We start from the raw sequence: 19,001 nt of genomic DNA, 5'->3' as shown, positions 1-19,001 counted from the left end.
CATAAGCAGAGCAAAGTGAGGATTATAACTAACATGCGAATACAAAAAGGGATACTTTTAATCATACTCTTCGTATATGTTTCCTTGGCATTCGCCCAAGATGAATCATGTACATTGACGCTTCGGGGAAGAGTTATCGATAACGATACCCAACTACCATTATCTGGGGTAACGATCAAAGTTAGCCCCGGCATCCACCAAACGATTTCAGATGGCCATGGTTATTTTCAGTTTTCACAGCTTTGTGAGGGTACGTCCTATACGGTAATGGCTAGCAGCATCGGTTTTGATAGCATAACTACAACGCTTACACTTGCTGGAAATGAAACATTGAACATCACGCTTAGCCATGGCCACATTAAGCTGCATGATGTTGATGTCGTTGGCCATCAACAGTCTGTTGTGACCACCAATCCATCCAAGGCCGTATCCCGAGAGGCGATAGCCGAAGCGCGTGGAGGAACATTGGCCGGAATATTCGATGCATTACCGGGGGTTAGCATGTTGCAAACCGGCAGTACGATTGCCAAGCCTGTCATCAATGGAATGTATGGCAATCGTATCCTCATCCTCAATAATGGCGTACGCCAAGAGGGTCAGCAATGGGGAAGCGAGCATGCACCGGAAATCGACCCTTTCATGGCCAAGGATTTCAAACTGATCAAAGGCGCAGAAGGTGTACGGTATGGTGCAGATGCCATTGGGGGAGTTATCCTGGTATCATCGCCTCCACTGCCTGTCGACCCGCACCTCTCGGGCGAAATCCATACCTTGTATAGCACCAATGGACAGATAGGTGTATTGTCTGGCATGTTGCAATCGGGGATCAACCGCATCAAGGGACTGAGTTGGCGCGTACAGGGCACAGCAAAACGCGGTGGTAATATACGGGCCGCGGATTATTACTTAGGTAATACCGGAGTGGGCGAATATAACTTTTCAGCCGCCTTACAGTACTCTCGGGCGACCACTTCGCTGGACGCATATTATAGCCGTTTCTACACCTCCTTGGGCATATTGACCAGTGCCCATATCGGCGATATCGATGATATTCAGGCCAGGGTTGACGCTGGCAGGCCATTGGAAAATTACGGATTCTCTTACCAGATCCAACCCCCTCGCCAGCGTGCGGTACACGATTTGGGTAAAATCAAATGGCACCAAGACCTGGCAAGTGGTGCATCCTTGGATATCCAATACGGCCTCCAACGCAACCACAGGCAAGAGTATGACATCCGCCGTGGCGATCGCGATGCTTTGCCGATGCTTGACATGGTATTGACCACCCAAACGCTCGATGCGAGCTACCATACGCCATCTTATGCGGGATGGACAACCCAGGTGGGCAGCAACCTCATGCTCCAAGTCAACAACAATGTTCCCGGCACGCTAAATACGCCAATAATACCTAATTACGACAGCTTCACCGCCGGTTTATTCGCTATTCAACGGTTGGTAAAAGACACCCATGAATGGGAAGCGGGGCTACGTTATGATTTCAGGACGTTTGATGCTGCTGGTTATGATAGCCAATTGGAATACTATGGCGGCTACCGGCAATTTCACAACCTCAGCGGTACCGTTGGAGGCGTTTTACATCTACACCCGGACTGGCAATTGCGTAGCAACATCGGCTTGGCATGGCGTGCACCCAATGCCAATGAACTCTATAGCAGTGGCCTGCACCAAGGGGCCGCTCTCTATGAAATCGGCGATCCAGACATGGAGAGCGAGCAAAGCTACAAATGGATGGTGAGTCCCTCCTATTCCGGCGAACGGTTTTCGTTTGATCTGGATGTGTATGCCCAATACATCCATCACTATATCTATGCACAGCCCTCGGCAGGTGAGTTCCTACAAAGTATACGGGGTACATTTCCCATATTCCGGTATGTGCAGACTAATGCCAGCTTCTGGGGCATTGATTTTGCCGGCCAATACCGTATGCCCGTAGGGCTTTCCTATCACCTCAACGCCTCCATTATCCGGGCCAAAGACACCGAACACAGCAGCTATTTGCCCTATATCCCGGCAGACCGGGCAGACCACCACCTGCGTTGGGAAATACCGCTTATGTCCAATAGTTTGCAACATACGTATGCAAAATTGGAGCAACGCATCGTGCTTCGCCAGACGCGGTATGAACCGGAATCGGATTATGCCGCCCCGCCACCTGCATACCAATTGTATGCGGTATACGCCGGCACCCAGCTATCATGGGGCGACCGGACATTGGACATCACCCTATCGGCGACGAATCTATTCAACAAGCAATACAAAGAGTATATGAATCGATTCAGGTATTTCAGCCATGATATCGGGCGGAACATGAGCATAAAGCTCGCTTATTCATTTTAATAACAATTTGAAATTTAACTATTTACTTACAACAAATTAAATTAAAGCTAACATCATGGAAAAATTAGTAAAACAGGTAGCATGGATGTTCTTGGCAATTGGGATAATCACATTTGCCTCGTGCAGTAAAGATGATCCCACCCCTGAACCACCCCAGGAAGAAGTAGCGAAAGCCAAATTGACGTTCGTGGAAGTGGAATGGCACGGCAGTCACCCTCATGACGTTGATAATCCTGAAACGGTGGAGATTGAATTTGATCGACAAATGTCGCCCGTGGGGAATGGACATGTCGATCTCGATGAAGGCAAAACCTATCGATTGATATTGACAGCCTACGATAGTGACGGTAATGAAGTACAGGATGAGTTTGTCGACGATGCTGATATCCACCAGGCCTTCCTATTAGGCGCCCCTGACGGCGTATTAGATTATACTTATGTTGACGCACAGGTTGGAGTAACCGGATACCTGCATGTACTGGAGGCCACTGAAACGGGTTTTACATTCAATTACGTACTGCGGCACCTTAATGTAGGCGTAAAAAGCAACATCACAGCAGCCGATTGGAACAATCCCAATTACACACAGTTTGGCGGTGCCAATGACCTCAATTTGAAATTTGATCTGCATATAGTGGAAGGTGATGGTCATGGTGATCATTAAATTGGTTAGTATGTAGTATATATAGCATGTTTCTATGCGAACTATATCGCATAGAAACATGCTAATAAGGTACAGGAATACTCCTGTGTGTTAGCTATGGCTAATATATTGTTAATAACAGGAAATAACGCTATCTTTGCGGCGCTGTCATCTTTGTATCGATACATTGCCGCAGCATACGGATGTCGTTAATTTATTCTGCATCCTTAAATTTAAATAGATTGTCATTTTCAAATTTAATGCTTTCTGAACCACTATTACGGGTACTGAAAGCTTCGGGATATAACACCCCAACACCTATTCAAGAACAGGCCATTCCATTAATTTTAAAACACCGCGATATATTAGGATGTGCGCAAACCGGTACCGGTAAAACCGCAGCATTCGCGCTCCCCATCATTCAGCTGTTGCATGAGTCAGACAACACGCATAGGGATAACAGGACCAATATCCGCGCGCTTATCTTATCTCCCACTAGGGAGCTGGCCATACAGATCGGCGAAAACATCGGAAACTATTCCAGCAATACGAAAATCCGCCACTCCGTCATTTTCGGAGGCGTTTCTACGCACCAACAAGCCAATGACATCCGGAAGCACCCCCATATACTGGTCGCTACACCCGGCAGGTTGTTAGATATGGTACAACAAGGCATCGTTTCACTCAGGCACATCGAGTTTTTTGTGCTGGACGAGGCTGATCGGATGCTTGACATGGGTTTTATAAACGATATCAAGAAAGTCCTTAAACTCATACCCGAGAAACGCCAGACCTTGTTGTTTTCGGCCACCATGCCCAAAGAGATTGCCTCACTTGCTGATACCTTATTGGACAATCCTGCAAAAGTAGAGGTAACTCCAGCATCTTCCACGGCCGAAAAAGTTGTGCAATCCATCTATCCAGTTGCCAAAATCGACAAGATCAAGTTGCTCACACACCTGATTCTCCATGGAGGAGCAAACCATGTATTGGTCTTTAGCAGAACAAAACATGGCGCCGATAAAGTGGTGAGAAAGCTAAAGCAAGCTAATATCGCTGCGGAAGCCATCCACGGCAACAAATCGCAGCAAGCCAGGCAGAAGGCACTTAACGGGTTCAAATCAGGAAAGGTGAGTGTACTCATCGCGACAGATATAGCCGCAAGAGGTATTGATGTGGAAGATTTACCGTTGGTTATCAATTACGACCTTCCCAACGAACCCGAAACCTACGTACACCGTATCGGACGGACCGGAAGGGCTGGATCAAGTGGAGAAGCGTGGTCATTCTGTGACTCGGAAGAGCGCGAATACCTCTGGCAAATCAATAAGCTCATCGGGCAGCAACTTCCATTGGTAACAAAACATCCCTTTATTGTGGGAGACTTGGAGTCATATGAACGGCCACCGGCAAAGACCCAGAAGTCATCAACTCCCAACAAAAACAACAATCATAAGAAGAACAATAAGTGGAATAGGCGAATCGCCGTCTGACGATAGTTGTTGTAAAGGATCCAAAATTCTTATTAAAATAAAAAGGCTGCCCTAATTTAGGGCAGCCTTCTGACAATATCTGAATAGGTCTTAAATTACCTTAACATTTACTGCGTTTAATCCTTTTTGACCTTGTTCCACGTCGTATGAAACGTCGTCATTTTCACGGATACGGTCTTTCAACCCTGATGAATGAACAAAAATCTCACGTCCACCTTCATTGGGGGTGATGAATCCGAAACCCTTGGTTTCATTGAAAAACTTTACTACTCCTTCTGGCATTGTATTAAATTATTAAATATGAATAAAGTGTAAAGGTATGCATATATTCCTGAATATCAATTAATTTTTTTAAATTAATCATTTTTGCTAAATCGACTACCGGATTATGACCTGCTCAAGCTGTATATTAACCTTAAATGGGATGCCAATGCTTGCACCATACTGCGGTGCTCTAAATAGACGACATCGAATTCTGCACAGGTCTCTTTCACGAGCTTGTTGATGGCCGGATAGTGCACGTGGCTTATCCGGGGGAAAAGGTGATGCTCTACTTGAAAATTGAGTCCGCCAAGTAACCATGAAATCGTTTTGCTTTTTGTTGCAAAATTAGCGGTGGTACTCAGTTGATGTACCATCCACTCCTGCTCGATTTTATGCGTGTCAGCATCTGGTTTCGGAAAATTGGTAGACTCTACCACATGCGCTAATTGGAAAACCACAGCGAGGCAAAAGCCACAAGCTGTACCTACAATCAGCCAACCGATTAAGGCCGGTAACCAGCCCAGCATCATTACGGGGACAGCGATATAAATTCCAATATAGCTCAACTTGGTTAACCAAAAGATAAAATGCTCCCTTATAGGCATCGGTTTCCGGTCGGCCTTGACGCCCATCCTTCCGGAGAAATACTTCTCGAAATCTTGATAAAGCACCCACGCAATATACGAAATGCCATATAGTACAAACCAATAGGTAAATTGGAAACGGTGAAACCATTTCCGGGGTTGGTCCGCATGCATCCGCATGAATTTGACATCAATATCATGGTCAAGACCATCCACGTTGGTAAACGTATGATGGCTGATGTTGTGTTTTTGCTTCCAAAAATAGATGGTACCACCCATCATATTCAACGAATAGGCCGATACCTTATTGAGCCATGAGTGTCGGGAAAAACTTTGGTGGCCACCCTCATGCATCACATTGAAACCTACAGTGGCCAGGTTGATCCCTAATAAGATACACAGCATCACAGCAATCCACACCGGCGGTGTAAAGAAAACCAAGCATACATAATTGGCAATGGCAAGCCCTGCCAGCAAGGCACTTTTGATATATAGCCTCCTGTTCCCTGTATTGGAAATGTTATTTGCCTTAAAATATCCGTTGACACGCTGCCGCAATGTACTGGAAAACGCTGAACCGCTGTTGTTAAAACTGATTTTTGACACTTTCTTTTTCTTCGATTAAGATGGGAAAGATAATCAATTAAAATTAATAACCTCTTGGTTTAATTCCTTTTAACAACATTTAACATCTTTTTCACATAAAAAATACCGGAAAATAATCATAGAAAAAATATATTACTTATAAGGAAAGTGAAGCTCGCGGTCCCAGACCCTATTGATCACTTGCTTTCCAGAAAATCCAACACGTGGTTGTTGTGTTCGGTGGCGTTCATCATCGCGCGGTATTTGAAGGCTACCCGCCCGTCAATCCCGACAACAAATGTCTCCCGACCGGTGAAAAACAACACATTTTTTACCCCGAAAGCCTTCAATACCTTATTTCCCGGATCGCTGAGCAGCGTAAACGGTATCCGATGGTTTTGGGCAAAAGACTGATGACTTTTTACGTCACCGGAATTGATGCCAATGACCATCGCTCCGGCATCGGTATACGCCTCAAAATCATCCCTGAATGCACAGGCTTGTTTGGTACATCCTGGGCTTTCATCTTTCGGATAAAAGTAAATGACCAGTTTTTTCTTGCCGATGTAATCCTTGATATCGAATTCATTTCCATCTTGGTCTTTTAAGACAAAATGGGGTACTTCATCACCGATTTCCAATGTGTTCATGTTATCCCTTGTTTTGTTTTCTGATTCTTGTGCGCAAGCCATTGCACCACTTATGAGCACGGCCATCGCCAGTACCATACGTCCTGTCACGTTATTCATACCATCCTCCTTGATTTATCCAGTCTTATCATGGCGCCAAAATCGAGTTCTAATGCCATGGCTTCTATGGTCATCACGATGCGTTTTGTTCGCGTAGGCTCCGTTTTGGCCCCGTTGATGTAATTGATGAAATAGTTACGATGCGATTTGGCTAATGCCATGAAGCGCCCCATCAAGTCGGCTTCGTCATCCAATAGGCATATTTCCAAGTCTTCGGGCATTTCAATCGTGAAGTCTTTGTCTTCTTCCAAACTGAGGGACAACATATCCCCCTCCCCTTTCTTCAACAATTTCCGCATCCTCCCATTGATGGGCAAGCTATAGTCTCCATCACCCGCGGGTGTCAGCGCCATGCCCGAAAATAGCTGACCATCGATTTTCCCCCGCACCCGGTAAACCTGCTTGTAACCGGGTTTTAGCTGGTGGGCGATCGCTTGGGGCACTTCCACATATGACCACCCCTGTGTGGCCCCTTTTCGATGATCTTTTACTATTTCAGCGTCGAAGTTTACCATCATATCGTAGGTATCAGTGTATCAATTGATATAAAAAACGGCATAACTTGCGTCTAGCGCAGGGAGCTCCGTTTTATCCTTGAATATGCCATATACCGCTGATCCGCTACCGCTCATCGCCGCAAATAGTGCTCCGTTTTCATACAACAAAGATTTTATGGCGCTTATTTCAGGATATTTAGTAAAGATTCCCGCCTCGAAATCATTGAAAATCGAATCTCGCCATGCTTCCACCGGTAGGGTTATCGCTGAAGCCAGCCCCTTTCCCTTTGGATCGGGTTTTACGGTACCATATGCATCTGCAGTGGAAACATGCACCGCTGGTTTAACCACCACCACATGGTAAGATGATAAGTCAACTTGCACATCCTCAAACAAATCACCGATTCCTGTTGCCAATACCGGGGTGTTCTTGATAAAGAACGCACAATCGGCCCCCAGCTGACGCGCATAGGTTGTTAATCGTAGTTCATCTAGCCCCAATTGAAATTTATCGTTAAGTACCTTCAATAAAAAAGCGGCGTCTGCAGAACCGCCGCCGAGCCCGGCACCGATGGGGATTACCTTATGCAGGTAGATGTGTACAGGAGGCAGGTCAAACTCACCTTGCAGCAATCGGTAAGCCCTTAGGCAGAGATTAGCTTGCCCATCATCGGGGATGGGCAATCCTGAAGGGATAAACTGGGTTGCCGCTGCCTCCACCACCTCCAGTACATCATAGACCTTCAAGGGGTAGAAAACCGTTTCAAGGTTATGGTATCCGTCGTCCCGGCGGCCGAGCACTTGTAACCCGATATTAATCTTAGCGTTTACGAACGTAATCATTTTGCGGGATTATAGAAAACTACGGCGTTCAGGCCACGATCCAGTGAGTTTGCGAATGAGGATGATTTGCCCGGTATGGTAAGCGTCATGGGCAATAAGATCAAAAAACTGGGCACCTATCGCGGTCTCCGGCATGGGCTTATCCAAGTCTGATTCATCAAGCTCCTTTAGTAGCTGGTATAGTTCCCGGTGGATGTCGAATAGTTTGGCAACGGCTTCCTGCCAATCGGCTTCCTGTTGGCCCACGACCACAAATGTATCATCATTCCCTCCGGGAAGCGGTGAATCAGGTTTTCCTTGTAAACGGCGCAACAAACGTTCCTTGAAATAGCTAACATGAACAACTGTTTCCCATATCGTATTGGCTGCCACGCCTTCCGGCCGCCAATTAGCAAGTTCAGCATCCACATCCTTGAGCGCATCGCGATATGGTGGATACCAGCCTTCGGTTTCTAAAGCCGACTGCCAGTATTGCATGAGTATTGATTTTCTATCCATGGTCTACAATAGTATATGGATTACAAATATAGCTTTTCGAGATGTTTGATTTAACTAAATGTTGTATCTTGCACAAAAGATGGTTGCTTCAACCATCCATCAATTCGTATGTTGTAAATAAAACTCCAATTAATGAACATTCCTATGAATACAGTAACACGTTTAAGCATGATTTGCTTGGGTTTTCTGGTCTCCTGCAATAGCGGCGGCCAAAAAGAAGGGGAACAATCCAATGACACCCTTTCGCAAGCAGATCCGCTATTAACTGTCGATCAAGAACAGAAATATTGTTTCCTACGGACCGAAGGAACGGAGCAACAGGATTCTTCATTCCTTCAATTGACGATCCGGAATGAAACGGTCAACGGGATTTATAACGTCATTCCACATGAAAAAGACGCGAGGCGCGGCACCGTATTAGGCAAGGCAGCTGGAGAAGTACTGGATTTGGTGTGGACCTTCACCCAAGAAGGCATGCAAGATACGCTGCGTGTGGTATTTAAGTTGCAAAATGGGACGCTGGTACGGAAACCGTTCTCCGTCGATACGTCGAATGGTCGGCAAGTCACGTTGGATAGTAGCGGATTTTTGGAAGCCTATGAAGCGGTGGATTGCGTTGAGGAACCCTAACGAAGCAGGCTATGCTGGCTTGCCGTGAAGATGTCTCGCCAGATCCTGTTGATTTCGGCCGAACTAATTGTGGCGGCCATGCCGCAGTGCGGAAATAATAATACAACCTGTTGGTGGCAAATGGCCACCAATGACCGGCTCAGGGCACTCACCGTACTCAACGAGCGGTCTGAAACCTTTCCGTTGTGCAGCAATTCAGCCCATGATGCATCAAGTGCGTCATAAAATGATTGCTTAATTTCCTTCAACTGTGTGTTGGCCGAAGTCACCAATCCAAGTGACTTCGTTGCTTCGATGCCCTTCTGGTTTTGGCTGATTAGTACGTCAGCACAAGCTATAAAATGACGTGCCATGCCTAGGGTATTCGCCGCTAAGGTTGCTTCGGCGAATTGTAAAAAAGGATATCGGTAAATAGGATGGTCTAAGGTGGCATGTTGGGGTGTTATCAAAAAAGCATGGGACTCGTCTACCCAAAGATTGTCCACCGCAAACGAATGGCTCGCTGTAGCCTTTAACCCAAACGCATTCCAGTCCTCAATGACCCGGACATCCGCTTTGGCAAAGAAAAAAGACTTGGTCAGGGGGTTGCCTTCTTTGTCGATTACTGTTTTTCCATCTTGTTCAATAACGCAATTGGCCGTAAAAAAGGTGTTATGGGGTGCGCCTGTCGCATAGCGCCATTTCCCGGTCACGTTATACCCCCCGTTTTCAACTATTGCCTTGCCCGAGGCTTGTCCGCTCCCTCCCAAACATACGGTGGTGTCTGAAAACATTGCCGGGGCGATCGACTGGCTGATGTAGCCAACAAACAGATTGGCCCCACTACACAAGGTGATTGTCCATCCCAAGCTGCCATCTATCCATGCCAGCTCTTCTTCCAAGCGCACACCTTCTGGAACGGTTAATTCCAAGCCACCGAAAGACTTGGGAACGAATAGTTTAAACCATTTGTTATCATAGATGATGGCCAGCTGTTCGTCTGTCAGTTTTCCTGCTACTTCTGCCCGTTCCGACTGTGCACGTAGCTTCTCGATTAATTGATCTGCTAAGAAAGGTTTGTCATCCATGTCTTTTGTTTTGCTATCCAATTTTACCGCCGGCTTCGTCATCTTGTAAGGGTAAATGCATTTACATCCTTTTCGTCATTGTGAGGCTCTGTTGGGCGGTGTGAGCCGAAGCAATCTAGATTGCTTCGCTCTATTTCACTTCCAAACGCTCTTGCTCGCAATGACGCAAGACAGTAATTTTTTAAACGTGTTTGCCCAAATCATCTTGCCGTGCAATGATGCGCCTCCATTCCATATACCCGAAAATAGCCACAACAAACAAAAATAAGGTTAATAAGGCATAGAGGTGAAGCCCTTTATACGCCAAAAGCGGAATAGCAAAGGCGTTGCTGATGTTGAGCAATATCCAATTTTCGATTTTACGTTTGGCCAATAGCCACATCCCGGCCCATGCCGTGGCGCTCACCCAAGCATCCCATGCGGGTACGGAGGAGTCTGTAAAGTAAACCAGTGCATAATAAAGGAGCGGGAAACCTGCGCCGACAATAAGTATGGTGATCAACCAATCCCGCTTTTCCGAATAGGTCGCGTTTACGGGCTTGTCATCTTTGCGTTTCAACCAATAGGCCCACCCGTAGATGCTCATGACAAGGTAATACACGTTCAGCAGCAACTCGGCATACAGCCCAGCTTCATACAATACATAAAGCGTAATCAATATGCTGGCAATTCCAAAAGGATAAAGCAGCACTTTATTGGCTTTGGCGAGCAATACTTGGACAACACCGCAGGCCACCCCTATCCAATGCAATAATGGGGTGTTGATTAATTGTCCCCCCAGCTCATGTATCCATTCGGTAATTTTCATGGCTTTTCAAAACAACACGTCAATCCGCGCCAGGCGTGCTCGTTGTGTTTGCCACGTTAGACTTGCTCAACTTGCTTTTCCAATTGTAGGATGGCTGCTGAGCGTTCGCGTGTTTCCTTGCACAACTGCTCGTCCTTCGCAATAGATAGGCCGTAAGAAGGAATCATTTCTTGCAATTTACTCAGGTATTGCGCCGTTTTTGCCCTTTCGGGGAAACAACGGGCCAACAGGTCGATCATGATGGATACCGATGTGGAAGCTCCCGGTGAGGCACCCAGCAAGGCCGCGATGGAACCATCGGCACTACTCACCACTTCCGTACCGAATTCGAGTATCCCACCGTGTTTCCCGTCTTTTTTGATGACCTGCACACGTTGTCCAGCAACCTCCAGTGTCCAATCTTCCATCCGGGCTGTGGGCACATACTCCTTTAATGCAGCCAAGCGGTCATCCGGGCTCTGCCGGACTTGGTTAATGAGGTATTTGGTCAGTGGGATATTATCCATACCTGCCGCCAACATCGGGCGTATGTTATTAAATTTGATGGAGGCGGGCAGGTCCATCCAAGAGCCATTCTTAAGGAATTTAGTCGAGAATCCGGCATATGGACCAAATAACAAGGCTGATTTCCCATCGATGACCCGGGTGTCGAGATGGGGTACCGACATCGGTGGTGATCCCACAGCCGCTTTACCATATACCTTGGCATGGTGTTTAGCGATGACTTCAGGATTGGTACATTTCAGCCATTGTCCACTGACGGGGAACCCACCGAAGCCATTGGCCTCGGGGATACCGGATTTTTCAAGGAGCAGTAACGACCCTCCGCCAGCCCCGATAAACACAAATTTGGCTGAAACGGTACGTTTCCGATCGGTAGTAAGGTTTTTGGTGGTCACTTCCCAACGGCCGCTGCTTGCCCGCTCGATATCACGCACTTCATGTGCCAACCGGAGTTTCACCTTATCTTTGCGGACAAGATGAAGGAAAAGCGCGCGTGTCAATGCACCGAAATTGACATCCGTTCCAATATCGATTTTGGTGGCGGCCAACTCTTCATTGGCACTGCGTCCTTCCATGACCAGCGGAATCCATCGTTGCAGTACCTCATGGTTCTCTGCGTACTCCATTCCCTGAAAAAGGTGGTGTTCCTGCATGGTTTCGTATCGTTTACGAAGGAACGAGACATTCTGCTTCCCGAAGACAAAGCTCATGTGGGGAACACTCCGGATGAAACTTTCTGGATGATCCACCAAGTTATTGGCGACCAAATACGACCAAAATTCCTTGGAAACCTCAAATGCTTCCGCAATTTTGATGGCTTTGCTGATATCCACCGATCCATCAGGTAGTTGTGGGGTGTAGTTCAACTCACAAAGCGCAGAATGGCCCGTGCCTGCATTGTTCCAAGCATCTGAACTTTCGGCCGCTACCTCGTCCAGCCTTTCAAAAATCTCGATACTAGCGCTGGGATGCAGCTCATTGATCAATGTGCCCAGGGTGGCACTCATGATGCCGGCGCCTATAAGAACGACATCCACCTCTTCGGCGGTCTTTTTACTTCTTTTACCCATTTTTTTCCAATTGCTGCAAAAATAATGACTGGAATCGGTTATTTCCTAATTATCACAATTAATTACAGAATTTTAACAATTTTGCAAAAAGAACATCTTAAGATTCTATTTCTGCAAATTACCGTAACCTATTACCAATATTAATCATGGCTAAAATCACGATAAAATAGCTACGGGGAAACCAGGCGACGGGTATCTGAATAGTATGATTGTGTGACTAACAAGGAAAAAATAAAAAAAATAAAAAAAATCTTGCTAAAACGTTTTTTGTTTGTAATTTAGCCGTTGCAAAACCAAACAATGATTTTTGGTGCCATTATCCAGTGGTAAATTCAAATTAAACACCAATGTGATAAATGACCGCTAAATCGAACAAAGTGACCTGTTAAAACTTAACCAAAATTAATTATGAAGAATCTGTTTACTTTTATTACTTAACCGCTCGAAATTATAACGGATACCATGTATCGCGTTTGTAATTCCCATTAGTTTATTTAATGCAATTAGCTTGCCTATTGGCGCCTTGATATGGCGTATTCATACGGCTGCTAATTAGCTACCTGATGTTATATTGGGTTATTTCACCATCCATTTTGTGGCCACTGGTCGTGGCGGCTATCATCATGGTATGTATGAAGACTCTCCTACTCGTAAACTATAACGACAGTAAATGTCTACAAAATAAATAGATATGCGCAATAAAAGAATGTCGCTGTTTTGTACCCTTCTAATACTCGGCGCGTGCCCATCATTTGGCTGTCCCAACCTGATTGCCGACAGCAAAAAAGGACCGCTGGTTGACACCATCAATGCGACCATTGAAAAAGATAGCCTCACCAACGATTCAGCAGTGGTGCAATTTCTGCCTATAGATCGTGACCGCTCGCTTTTCACAGACCGCAACCCACAATCCATTTCCCTGCCTTCTGAAGACATTGCGCACTACCCCGCTGTCTCACTCCAACAATATTTAAAGGATCAAGCTGTAGGGCTGTATATACAGGAAAGTTCAGGTGAGCCGGGCACCATTCAACCCATGTTCATCCGAGGGCTTCCCATGCCCATTCTTTCCCAAAAAGAAGTCTATCAATCGCAACCCCTGGTGGTGCTGGATGGCATTCCGCTGATCAGCGAACATCCTTTTGCTTATGATATTCAACAATATGATTTCAATCGCATTGGGCCGGCTACCAACCTATTGAGCAACATCGATATGAACAACATCGCGTCGGTGCAGGTATTGAAAGATTTGGCGGGTACCGCCATCTATGGACCATTGGGGGCTAACGGCGTCATTGCCATTACCACCAAGCAGCCCTCCCCCACACGCAAGATCAGTTTCAATTCGTATGTGGGCATAGCGCAGCGGCCGACGGTGACGACCATCAATGGGGCATACGAAAATAATTTCCGTAGGCAGTTTTACGACCGCTACACCGCCTCGGGACAATATTCCGCCGATGATACTTACCCCCTGTACCTCAGCGACTCCCTGAATACAGCCTACTACGGCTCTTCGAACTGGACGGACAACTACTACCAAAACGGATTGGTTTATTCGGCCGATGCCGATATTTCCGGTGGAGGTGACCGAGCGAATTTCCGGTTCGCCGTCGGACACATGCAAAACCGGGGCGTGGCCGATGAAACCGGTCTTAAACGCTATAGCGCCCTGTTCAACATCAATATGAAACCACTGGAATGGCTGTTGTTTTCAGCCATGATCAATGGCAACCGGGTGCAACGCGACCGAAACCGTACCCTGCGCGACCGCTTTGCAACCATGTCTTACATCCCGGATCTGGCTTCGCCGTTGTCGCCAAACAACGATATTTACCGGGGGTACCTCCAGCAGTTTGACAACAGCTTCGATAATAACGCCACGAACATTGTGGAGGGGCATGCCAAACTGGTATTTGATTTCAACCGTTTGAAGGTGACTTCCCGCGTGGCCGTCGATTATAACGAAGGCTATCGCGACCTGTTTTACCCGCGTACACTCATGGAAGAAAATAGCTATGCCTCCAATTACTACGGGTACAACCAGCGGCTGCTGTTTGACAATCACCTGTCGTATGATGTCGACCTCGGCGCCCAGCATACGCTTTACCTCGAAGCAGGCAGCACGCTGCAATGGGATGCATTCAAGTACAACTATGCATACGCCTATAAGGGCATCAATGACTTCATCAAGATTAACTTGCTGGAATCCGACCCCGATAACTTAGACTACCTGGTGCCGCAGGCGTTCCCCAGCCAATTGGTTTATAAGTTTCTAGATTATACCAAACAAAACCTCGTGTCATTCTATGGTCGCGGTTCATACAACTTCAACGATAAATACACGGCATCGCTACTGCTGAGGTCGGATGGTTCTTCCAATGCACAGCCTACCAGTAGGTGGTTGTTCGCGCCGGTGCTTTCGCTGGGCTGGAATATCAAAAATGACCTCATGGGTGATGATGCCACATTTTCCACATTTAATCTACGGGCCAGTGCTGGCAGGATGGGCCGTCTGAATGTGTTCGACAATTTTTCGCAAGGCCCTTCCTATTCCGCCCAGTTGAGTTATACCGGCAATGTCGTCGCCCCAGGCTACAACGGCTTCGGTGTGCTTGCGCGCCCGTACGAGTTCGGATGGTCTGGATATGGCATCCCTTGGGCATATACCGATCAGTTGAATATCGGCTTGGACATGGGCCTGGCCGACGAGCGCATCCGCATCAACCTCGATTGGTATACCAAGCATGATAAGAATCAATTGTTGGGTATCCCTTCGTATGCCGAATATGGGTATAACCTATCGTACGAAGCCGGCATGGACGTTAATAATACCGGCGTGGAGCTGCAATTAAGCGCAGATGTCATCCAGCGATCGGAGGGCCGCTTTTCATGGACACCCACATTGGCCGTCAGTTACAACCAAAACAAGCTTACCGCATTGCCGGGCGGGCTTGATGAAATCGTCATCGGCAACCGCCTGTTTCGTGTGGGCGAGCGTATCGATCAGTTCTGGCTGCTCCAAAATGAAGGCATTTACCTCACCGACGCCGAGATTCCGATAATTGGCGGTATCCCGCAACACTTCAATGGCATTGCCCTGCGTGCTGGCGATCCGCGCTGGGTCGACACCAACGGCGACAATGCCATCACTGATGTGGACAAATCGTTGATAGGCAATATTTTTCCGAAGGTAGCCGGTGGCTTCATGAACCAGTTTAGCTATGGCAATTGGAGCCTGGATGCAAACTTCTATTTTAACATCGGCCGCAACGTGTTGAATGCCGATATGGCTAACCGGTTTGACTTCATCAACCGAGAGGGTACCACCAATATGAATTCCGTAAAGGAAATCACGTTCTGGGAAAAGCGGGGCGATTATAGTCAATATCCACTATATAATCCCTGGAGCAATGTCATCCCCTACCGGGCCGACCAGGATCTATTTCTCGAGAACGGCTCGTTCGTCAAGCTGCGTACGCTTTCAGTGGGCTACGATTTGAGCGATCTGCTAAAAGGCCGTTCATCCACTATCGAAAGGCTCTACATCTACTGCTCCGGGCACAACTTGTTTACGTTGTCGCCATATACCGGTCGCGATCCAGAACTGGTGGATTACATGGGATATGATACGGGTTATGGTATGCCTATTCCGCGTACCTACACATTGGGTATTCGAATGAATTTGTAACGAGAGAAATAAGCACGAGAAATGATCATGAATAAATACACAACGAACAGATTGGTTACCACCTCAACGCTATGCATAGGTGTATTGGTGGCCTTCACCTTACTGTTGAGCGGCTGCAAAAAGATGCTGGATGTCGATTCGTCGCGCATCGTGGGCGAGAAATACATGTGGAACTCGCTGGAAGATACCCGTGCAGCGCTCATGGGTACCTATGGCCTGATGCGTGCCGCACTGGCCGACCACAATGCCCATTGGTTATATGGGGATGTCCGTGCAGGTGAGTTCGCCAGCCCTAATCGGCAGGATCTGCGTGCCATCATCGCCAACGACCTTACGGCCTCCTATCCATCCCTTGAGGCCCTTTCCAACTGGCGGCGCTGGTATGCCGTAATCAACTCCGCCAACATCTTTCTGGAGCGTGTGCCGGAGGTGCGCGAAAAAGACCTGCGGTATTCGGTAAATAACATGACCGTAGATATCGCACAAATCCGCTTCCTGCGTGCATTTGCCTATTTCTATATGGTACGCATTTGGGGCGATGTGCCGTTGATCATTTCCTCCCATGATGGTAGTTTTGAAAACAAGCCCCGTGAAAACCAGGACAAAGTGCTAGCCTGGGCCGAACAGGAGATGCTGGCTGCAGCATTGGACCTTCCTTACCGATACAGTGCCAGCGATGAACAACAACAGGGCGATTACTACAATGAAGATAGCGGTCGCTGGGACGGCGCATTGGCCCGTAAGCTCACGGCATATGCCGTCTTAGCCCATCTGGCTGCCTGGCAGGGCAACTACCCCGATGCGGCCAATTACAGCAAGTTTGTATTGGATGATTATGCGCGAGCCGGCATGGGATATATATCTACGGGCCATCTCACCGATGCCAACGGCTTTTTCTTCAATAAGAAAACCAACCAGTTGTTCGGCTTTGCATTTGACTGGGGGCACGTGGATGCGTCATTTACTGGCCATATTGAGGAACTCACGTTAGCCGAACCAGTGGTCAACAAGCAAATCCCCGATATTTACCTGCCCAAGGATTCTATCATCACCATCTTCAATGAAGCCGGCGATGAGCGGTTTGCCCTGGATACACTGGGTACGCCGGTTTCGGAGCGCTACTTCTCCAACTACAACGGCAAGTACCCCATCTTCAGCAAGATCAAATGCATAATGGGTGGAGTGAATGATCCGTCATTCCGCATTTTCACCAGCGCGATTGTCTTCACACGTCTGGAAGACATCACCCTACTCAGGGCTGAGGCCTTGGCGGTGCTAGGTGAGCGGCAAGGTGCCATTAACCTATTGAATGAAATCCGAACCCGCCGTGGATTGGACCCCTATAATGAAGACATCAATGGCGACCTCATTAATACCATTTTCCTCGAACGGCAACGCGAGTTGATGGGCGAAGGGCACCGCTGGTATGATCTGGTGCGGTACAACCGCATCCGGCCCAGCCATCCCATGATTGGCCAGCTCATCACCAATGGCGGTATCTTATGGCCTGTTTCGCGTGCCCTGCTTACGCAAAACGATCAGTTGACACAAAACGCATATTGGCAATAACGATCCGAGTATCATGAAGAAATTGATAAATACATACGGCTACCTCCTATTCTTTGGATTACTACTAGTGGCATGTGCCAAAGACGGAGGCTATTACAACCCCGTGGCTGTCGAGAAACAGTTCGATGGCGATACCTACGCATACCTCAAAAGCAAGCCCGGGGTCTACGATTCGCTCATCCAGGTAATCGATCGGATGGAATTGGCCCCGACCTTACGTGATAGTAACATCACGTTATTTGCACTCACTAATGAAAACTTCCAACTAGCCATTACCAACCTCAACAATATCCGGCTATTGGCAGACCGCTCACCGGAATACCTCGCTACGATCAATCCGAGGCACCTGGATACGATGATTACACAGTATATCATCCGTGGGAAGTACCCCACAGACTCCATGCTGTTGCAAGATGGGGTTAACCTAGTGGCTATTCGCCATGGTTATCCAATGCATGCAAAATTGGCGCGCACCACCTCCTCAGGATTCCGCGATGGCGGACCGGAGACCATTGATTTTAGCGACACGAAGAAAAGCCAATTCCGACGCAACTGGATTACCACCAACACGGGTTCCATTAACATCGAAACCAATAACGCGTTTGTACACGTCATCAATAACGATCACGTATTCGGCTTTGGCGATTTTGTCAGCAGGTTAACCTACATCCCGCCACCGCCAAACTTGTTCCAAACCATCGGCGGTATCTGGAGCACCGAACGCGAAAACTCAGGTGGCCCCAATGCCATTGAAGCAGCCCAATTTGCGTTTGACGGTAACCGGGAAACCAAGTTTCTCCTGGGTGGTTTTAATGGCGCGTGGCTGCAATATAAGCTGAATACATCTGCTGTTGCCGGCGCCTACACGCTCACCTCGGCAAACGACTTTCCGGAACGTGATCCGATTGATTGGAACCTCCAGGGATCGCACGATGGGGAAAACTGGACCACACTGGATTCCCGATCGGGCGAAATATTCGAGGAGCGTTTCCAAATGAAGGTGTACCGTATCAACAATGAGGTGGCCTACACGTTCTACCGGCTCAATATCATGAGGAACCGGAGTGGCAACACTTTCCAGATGGCAGATTGGTCGGTCAATGCACCAGACGAAGTAGAAGAATAAAACTGTGGAACGATCATATTTT

At 47.5% G+C, this 19,001-nt stretch carries 16 protein-coding genes; 7 read left to right on the top strand and 9 right to left on the bottom strand.

Annotated features, from left to right (window positions below; genetic code table 11):
* Positions 1–33: 33 nt before the first annotated feature.
* The 3 genes from NF543_RS07500 to NF543_RS07490 all read left to right on the top strand — a co-directional run bounded on the left by NF543_RS07500 (position 34) and on the right by NF543_RS07490 (position 4,494).
* On the top strand, positions 34–2,358 hold the full coding sequence (locus NF543_RS07500) for a TonB-dependent receptor (RefSeq protein WP_257667501.1): 2,325 nt from the start codon (positions 34–36) through the stop codon (positions 2,356–2,358).
* Positions 2,359–2,413: 55 nt separating this feature from the next.
* On the top strand, positions 2,414–3,022 hold the full coding sequence (locus tag NF543_RS07495; protein ID WP_257667500.1) for a hypothetical protein: 609 nt from the start codon (positions 2,414–2,416) through the stop codon (positions 3,020–3,022).
* A gap of 239 nt (positions 3,023–3,261) precedes the next feature.
* Positions 3,262–4,494, top strand: a complete 1,233-nt coding sequence (locus tag NF543_RS07490; protein ID WP_257667499.1) for a DEAD/DEAH box helicase — start codon at positions 3,262–3,264, stop codon at positions 4,492–4,494.
* Positions 4,495–4,584: 90 nt separating this feature from the next.
* Here NF543_RS07490 and NF543_RS07485 read toward each other — a convergent pair whose 3' ends face one another.
* From NF543_RS07485 to NF543_RS07460, 6 genes are all read right to left on the bottom strand, one after another.
* Positions 4,585–4,776 carry a cold-shock protein gene (locus NF543_RS07485; RefSeq protein ID WP_257667498.1) on the bottom strand — a complete coding sequence of 64 codons (192 nt, stop codon included), beginning with the start codon at positions 4,774–4,776 and terminating at the stop codon, positions 4,585–4,587.
* A gap of 104 nt (positions 4,777–4,880) precedes the next feature.
* Positions 4,881–5,948 carry a fatty acid desaturase family protein gene (locus tag NF543_RS07480; RefSeq protein ID WP_257667497.1) on the bottom strand — a complete coding sequence of 356 codons (1,068 nt, stop codon included), beginning with the start codon at positions 5,946–5,948 and terminating at the stop codon, positions 4,881–4,883.
* Between the two features lie 176 nt (positions 5,949–6,124).
* Complete coding sequence (locus tag NF543_RS07475; RefSeq protein WP_257667496.1) at positions 6,125–6,676, bottom strand: peroxiredoxin; 552 nt, start codon at positions 6,674–6,676, stop codon at positions 6,125–6,127.
* Positions 6,673–7,194: a YdeI/OmpD-associated family protein gene (locus NF543_RS07470; RefSeq protein WP_257667495.1), complete on the bottom strand. Its 522-nt coding sequence runs from the start codon at positions 7,192–7,194 to the stop codon at positions 6,673–6,675. The genes NF543_RS07475 and NF543_RS07470 overlap by 4 nt, the downstream gene beginning before the upstream one ends.
* Positions 7,195–7,212: 18 nt before the next feature.
* Positions 7,213–8,016, bottom strand: a complete 804-nt coding sequence (ispE, locus tag NF543_RS07465; RefSeq protein ID WP_257667494.1) for a 4-(cytidine 5'-diphospho)-2-C-methyl-D-erythritol kinase — start codon at positions 8,014–8,016, stop codon at positions 7,213–7,215.
* A 9-nt stretch (positions 8,017–8,025) separates the two neighbouring features.
* Positions 8,026–8,514: a DinB family protein gene (locus tag NF543_RS07460; protein WP_257667493.1), complete on the bottom strand. Its 489-nt coding sequence runs from the start codon at positions 8,512–8,514 to the stop codon at positions 8,026–8,028.
* A gap of 144 nt (positions 8,515–8,658) precedes the next feature.
* On the opposite strand from NF543_RS07460, the gene NF543_RS07455 reads away from it, so the two are divergent.
* On the top strand, positions 8,659–9,144 hold the full coding sequence (locus NF543_RS07455) for a hypothetical protein (RefSeq protein ID WP_257667492.1): 486 nt from the start codon (positions 8,659–8,661) through the stop codon (positions 9,142–9,144).
* On the opposite strand, the gene NF543_RS07450 is transcribed toward NF543_RS07455, so the two are convergent.
* The 3 genes from NF543_RS07450 to NF543_RS07440 form a co-directional block, all read right to left on the bottom strand.
* Positions 9,141–10,211: an acyl-CoA dehydrogenase family protein gene (locus tag NF543_RS07450; protein WP_257667491.1), complete on the bottom strand. Its 1,071-nt coding sequence runs from the start codon at positions 10,209–10,211 to the stop codon at positions 9,141–9,143. The two genes, NF543_RS07455 and NF543_RS07450, sit on opposite strands and share 4 nt — an antisense overlap.
* 181 nt (positions 10,212–10,392) lie before the next feature.
* Positions 10,393–11,019: a nicotinamide riboside transporter PnuC gene (gene pnuC, locus NF543_RS07445; protein WP_257667490.1), complete on the bottom strand. Its 627-nt coding sequence runs from the start codon at positions 11,017–11,019 to the stop codon at positions 10,393–10,395.
* 56 nt (positions 11,020–11,075) lie between these two features.
* Positions 11,076–12,593, bottom strand: a complete 1,518-nt coding sequence (locus NF543_RS07440; protein WP_257667489.1) for a malate:quinone oxidoreductase — start codon at positions 12,591–12,593, stop codon at positions 11,076–11,078.
* A 691-nt stretch (positions 12,594–13,284) separates the two neighbouring features.
* Here NF543_RS07440 and NF543_RS07435 point away from each other — a divergent pair.
* From NF543_RS07435 to NF543_RS07425, 3 genes are read left to right on the top strand one after another with little or no spacing between them, the layout of a single operon-like run.
* Positions 13,285–16,284, top strand: coding sequence for a SusC/RagA family TonB-linked outer membrane protein (locus NF543_RS07435; RefSeq protein WP_257667488.1), 3,000 nt, complete (start codon positions 13,285–13,287; stop codon positions 16,282–16,284).
* Between the two features lie 27 nt (positions 16,285–16,311).
* Complete coding sequence (locus NF543_RS07430; protein WP_257667487.1) at positions 16,312–17,853, top strand: RagB/SusD family nutrient uptake outer membrane protein; 1,542 nt, start codon at positions 16,312–16,314, stop codon at positions 17,851–17,853.
* 13 nt (positions 17,854–17,866) lie between these two features.
* Positions 17,867–18,979, top strand: a complete 1,113-nt coding sequence (locus tag NF543_RS07425) for a discoidin domain-containing protein (protein WP_257667486.1) — start codon at positions 17,867–17,869, stop codon at positions 18,977–18,979.
* Positions 18,980–19,001: the final 22 nt, after the last annotated feature.

The sequence above is a fragment of the Parapedobacter tibetensis genome (assembly GCF_024704835.1).
GTDB classification, from domain to species: domain Bacteria; phylum Bacteroidota; class Bacteroidia; order Sphingobacteriales; family Sphingobacteriaceae; genus Parapedobacter; species Parapedobacter tibetensis.
This window is presented reverse-complemented; position numbering and strand designations above follow the sequence as displayed.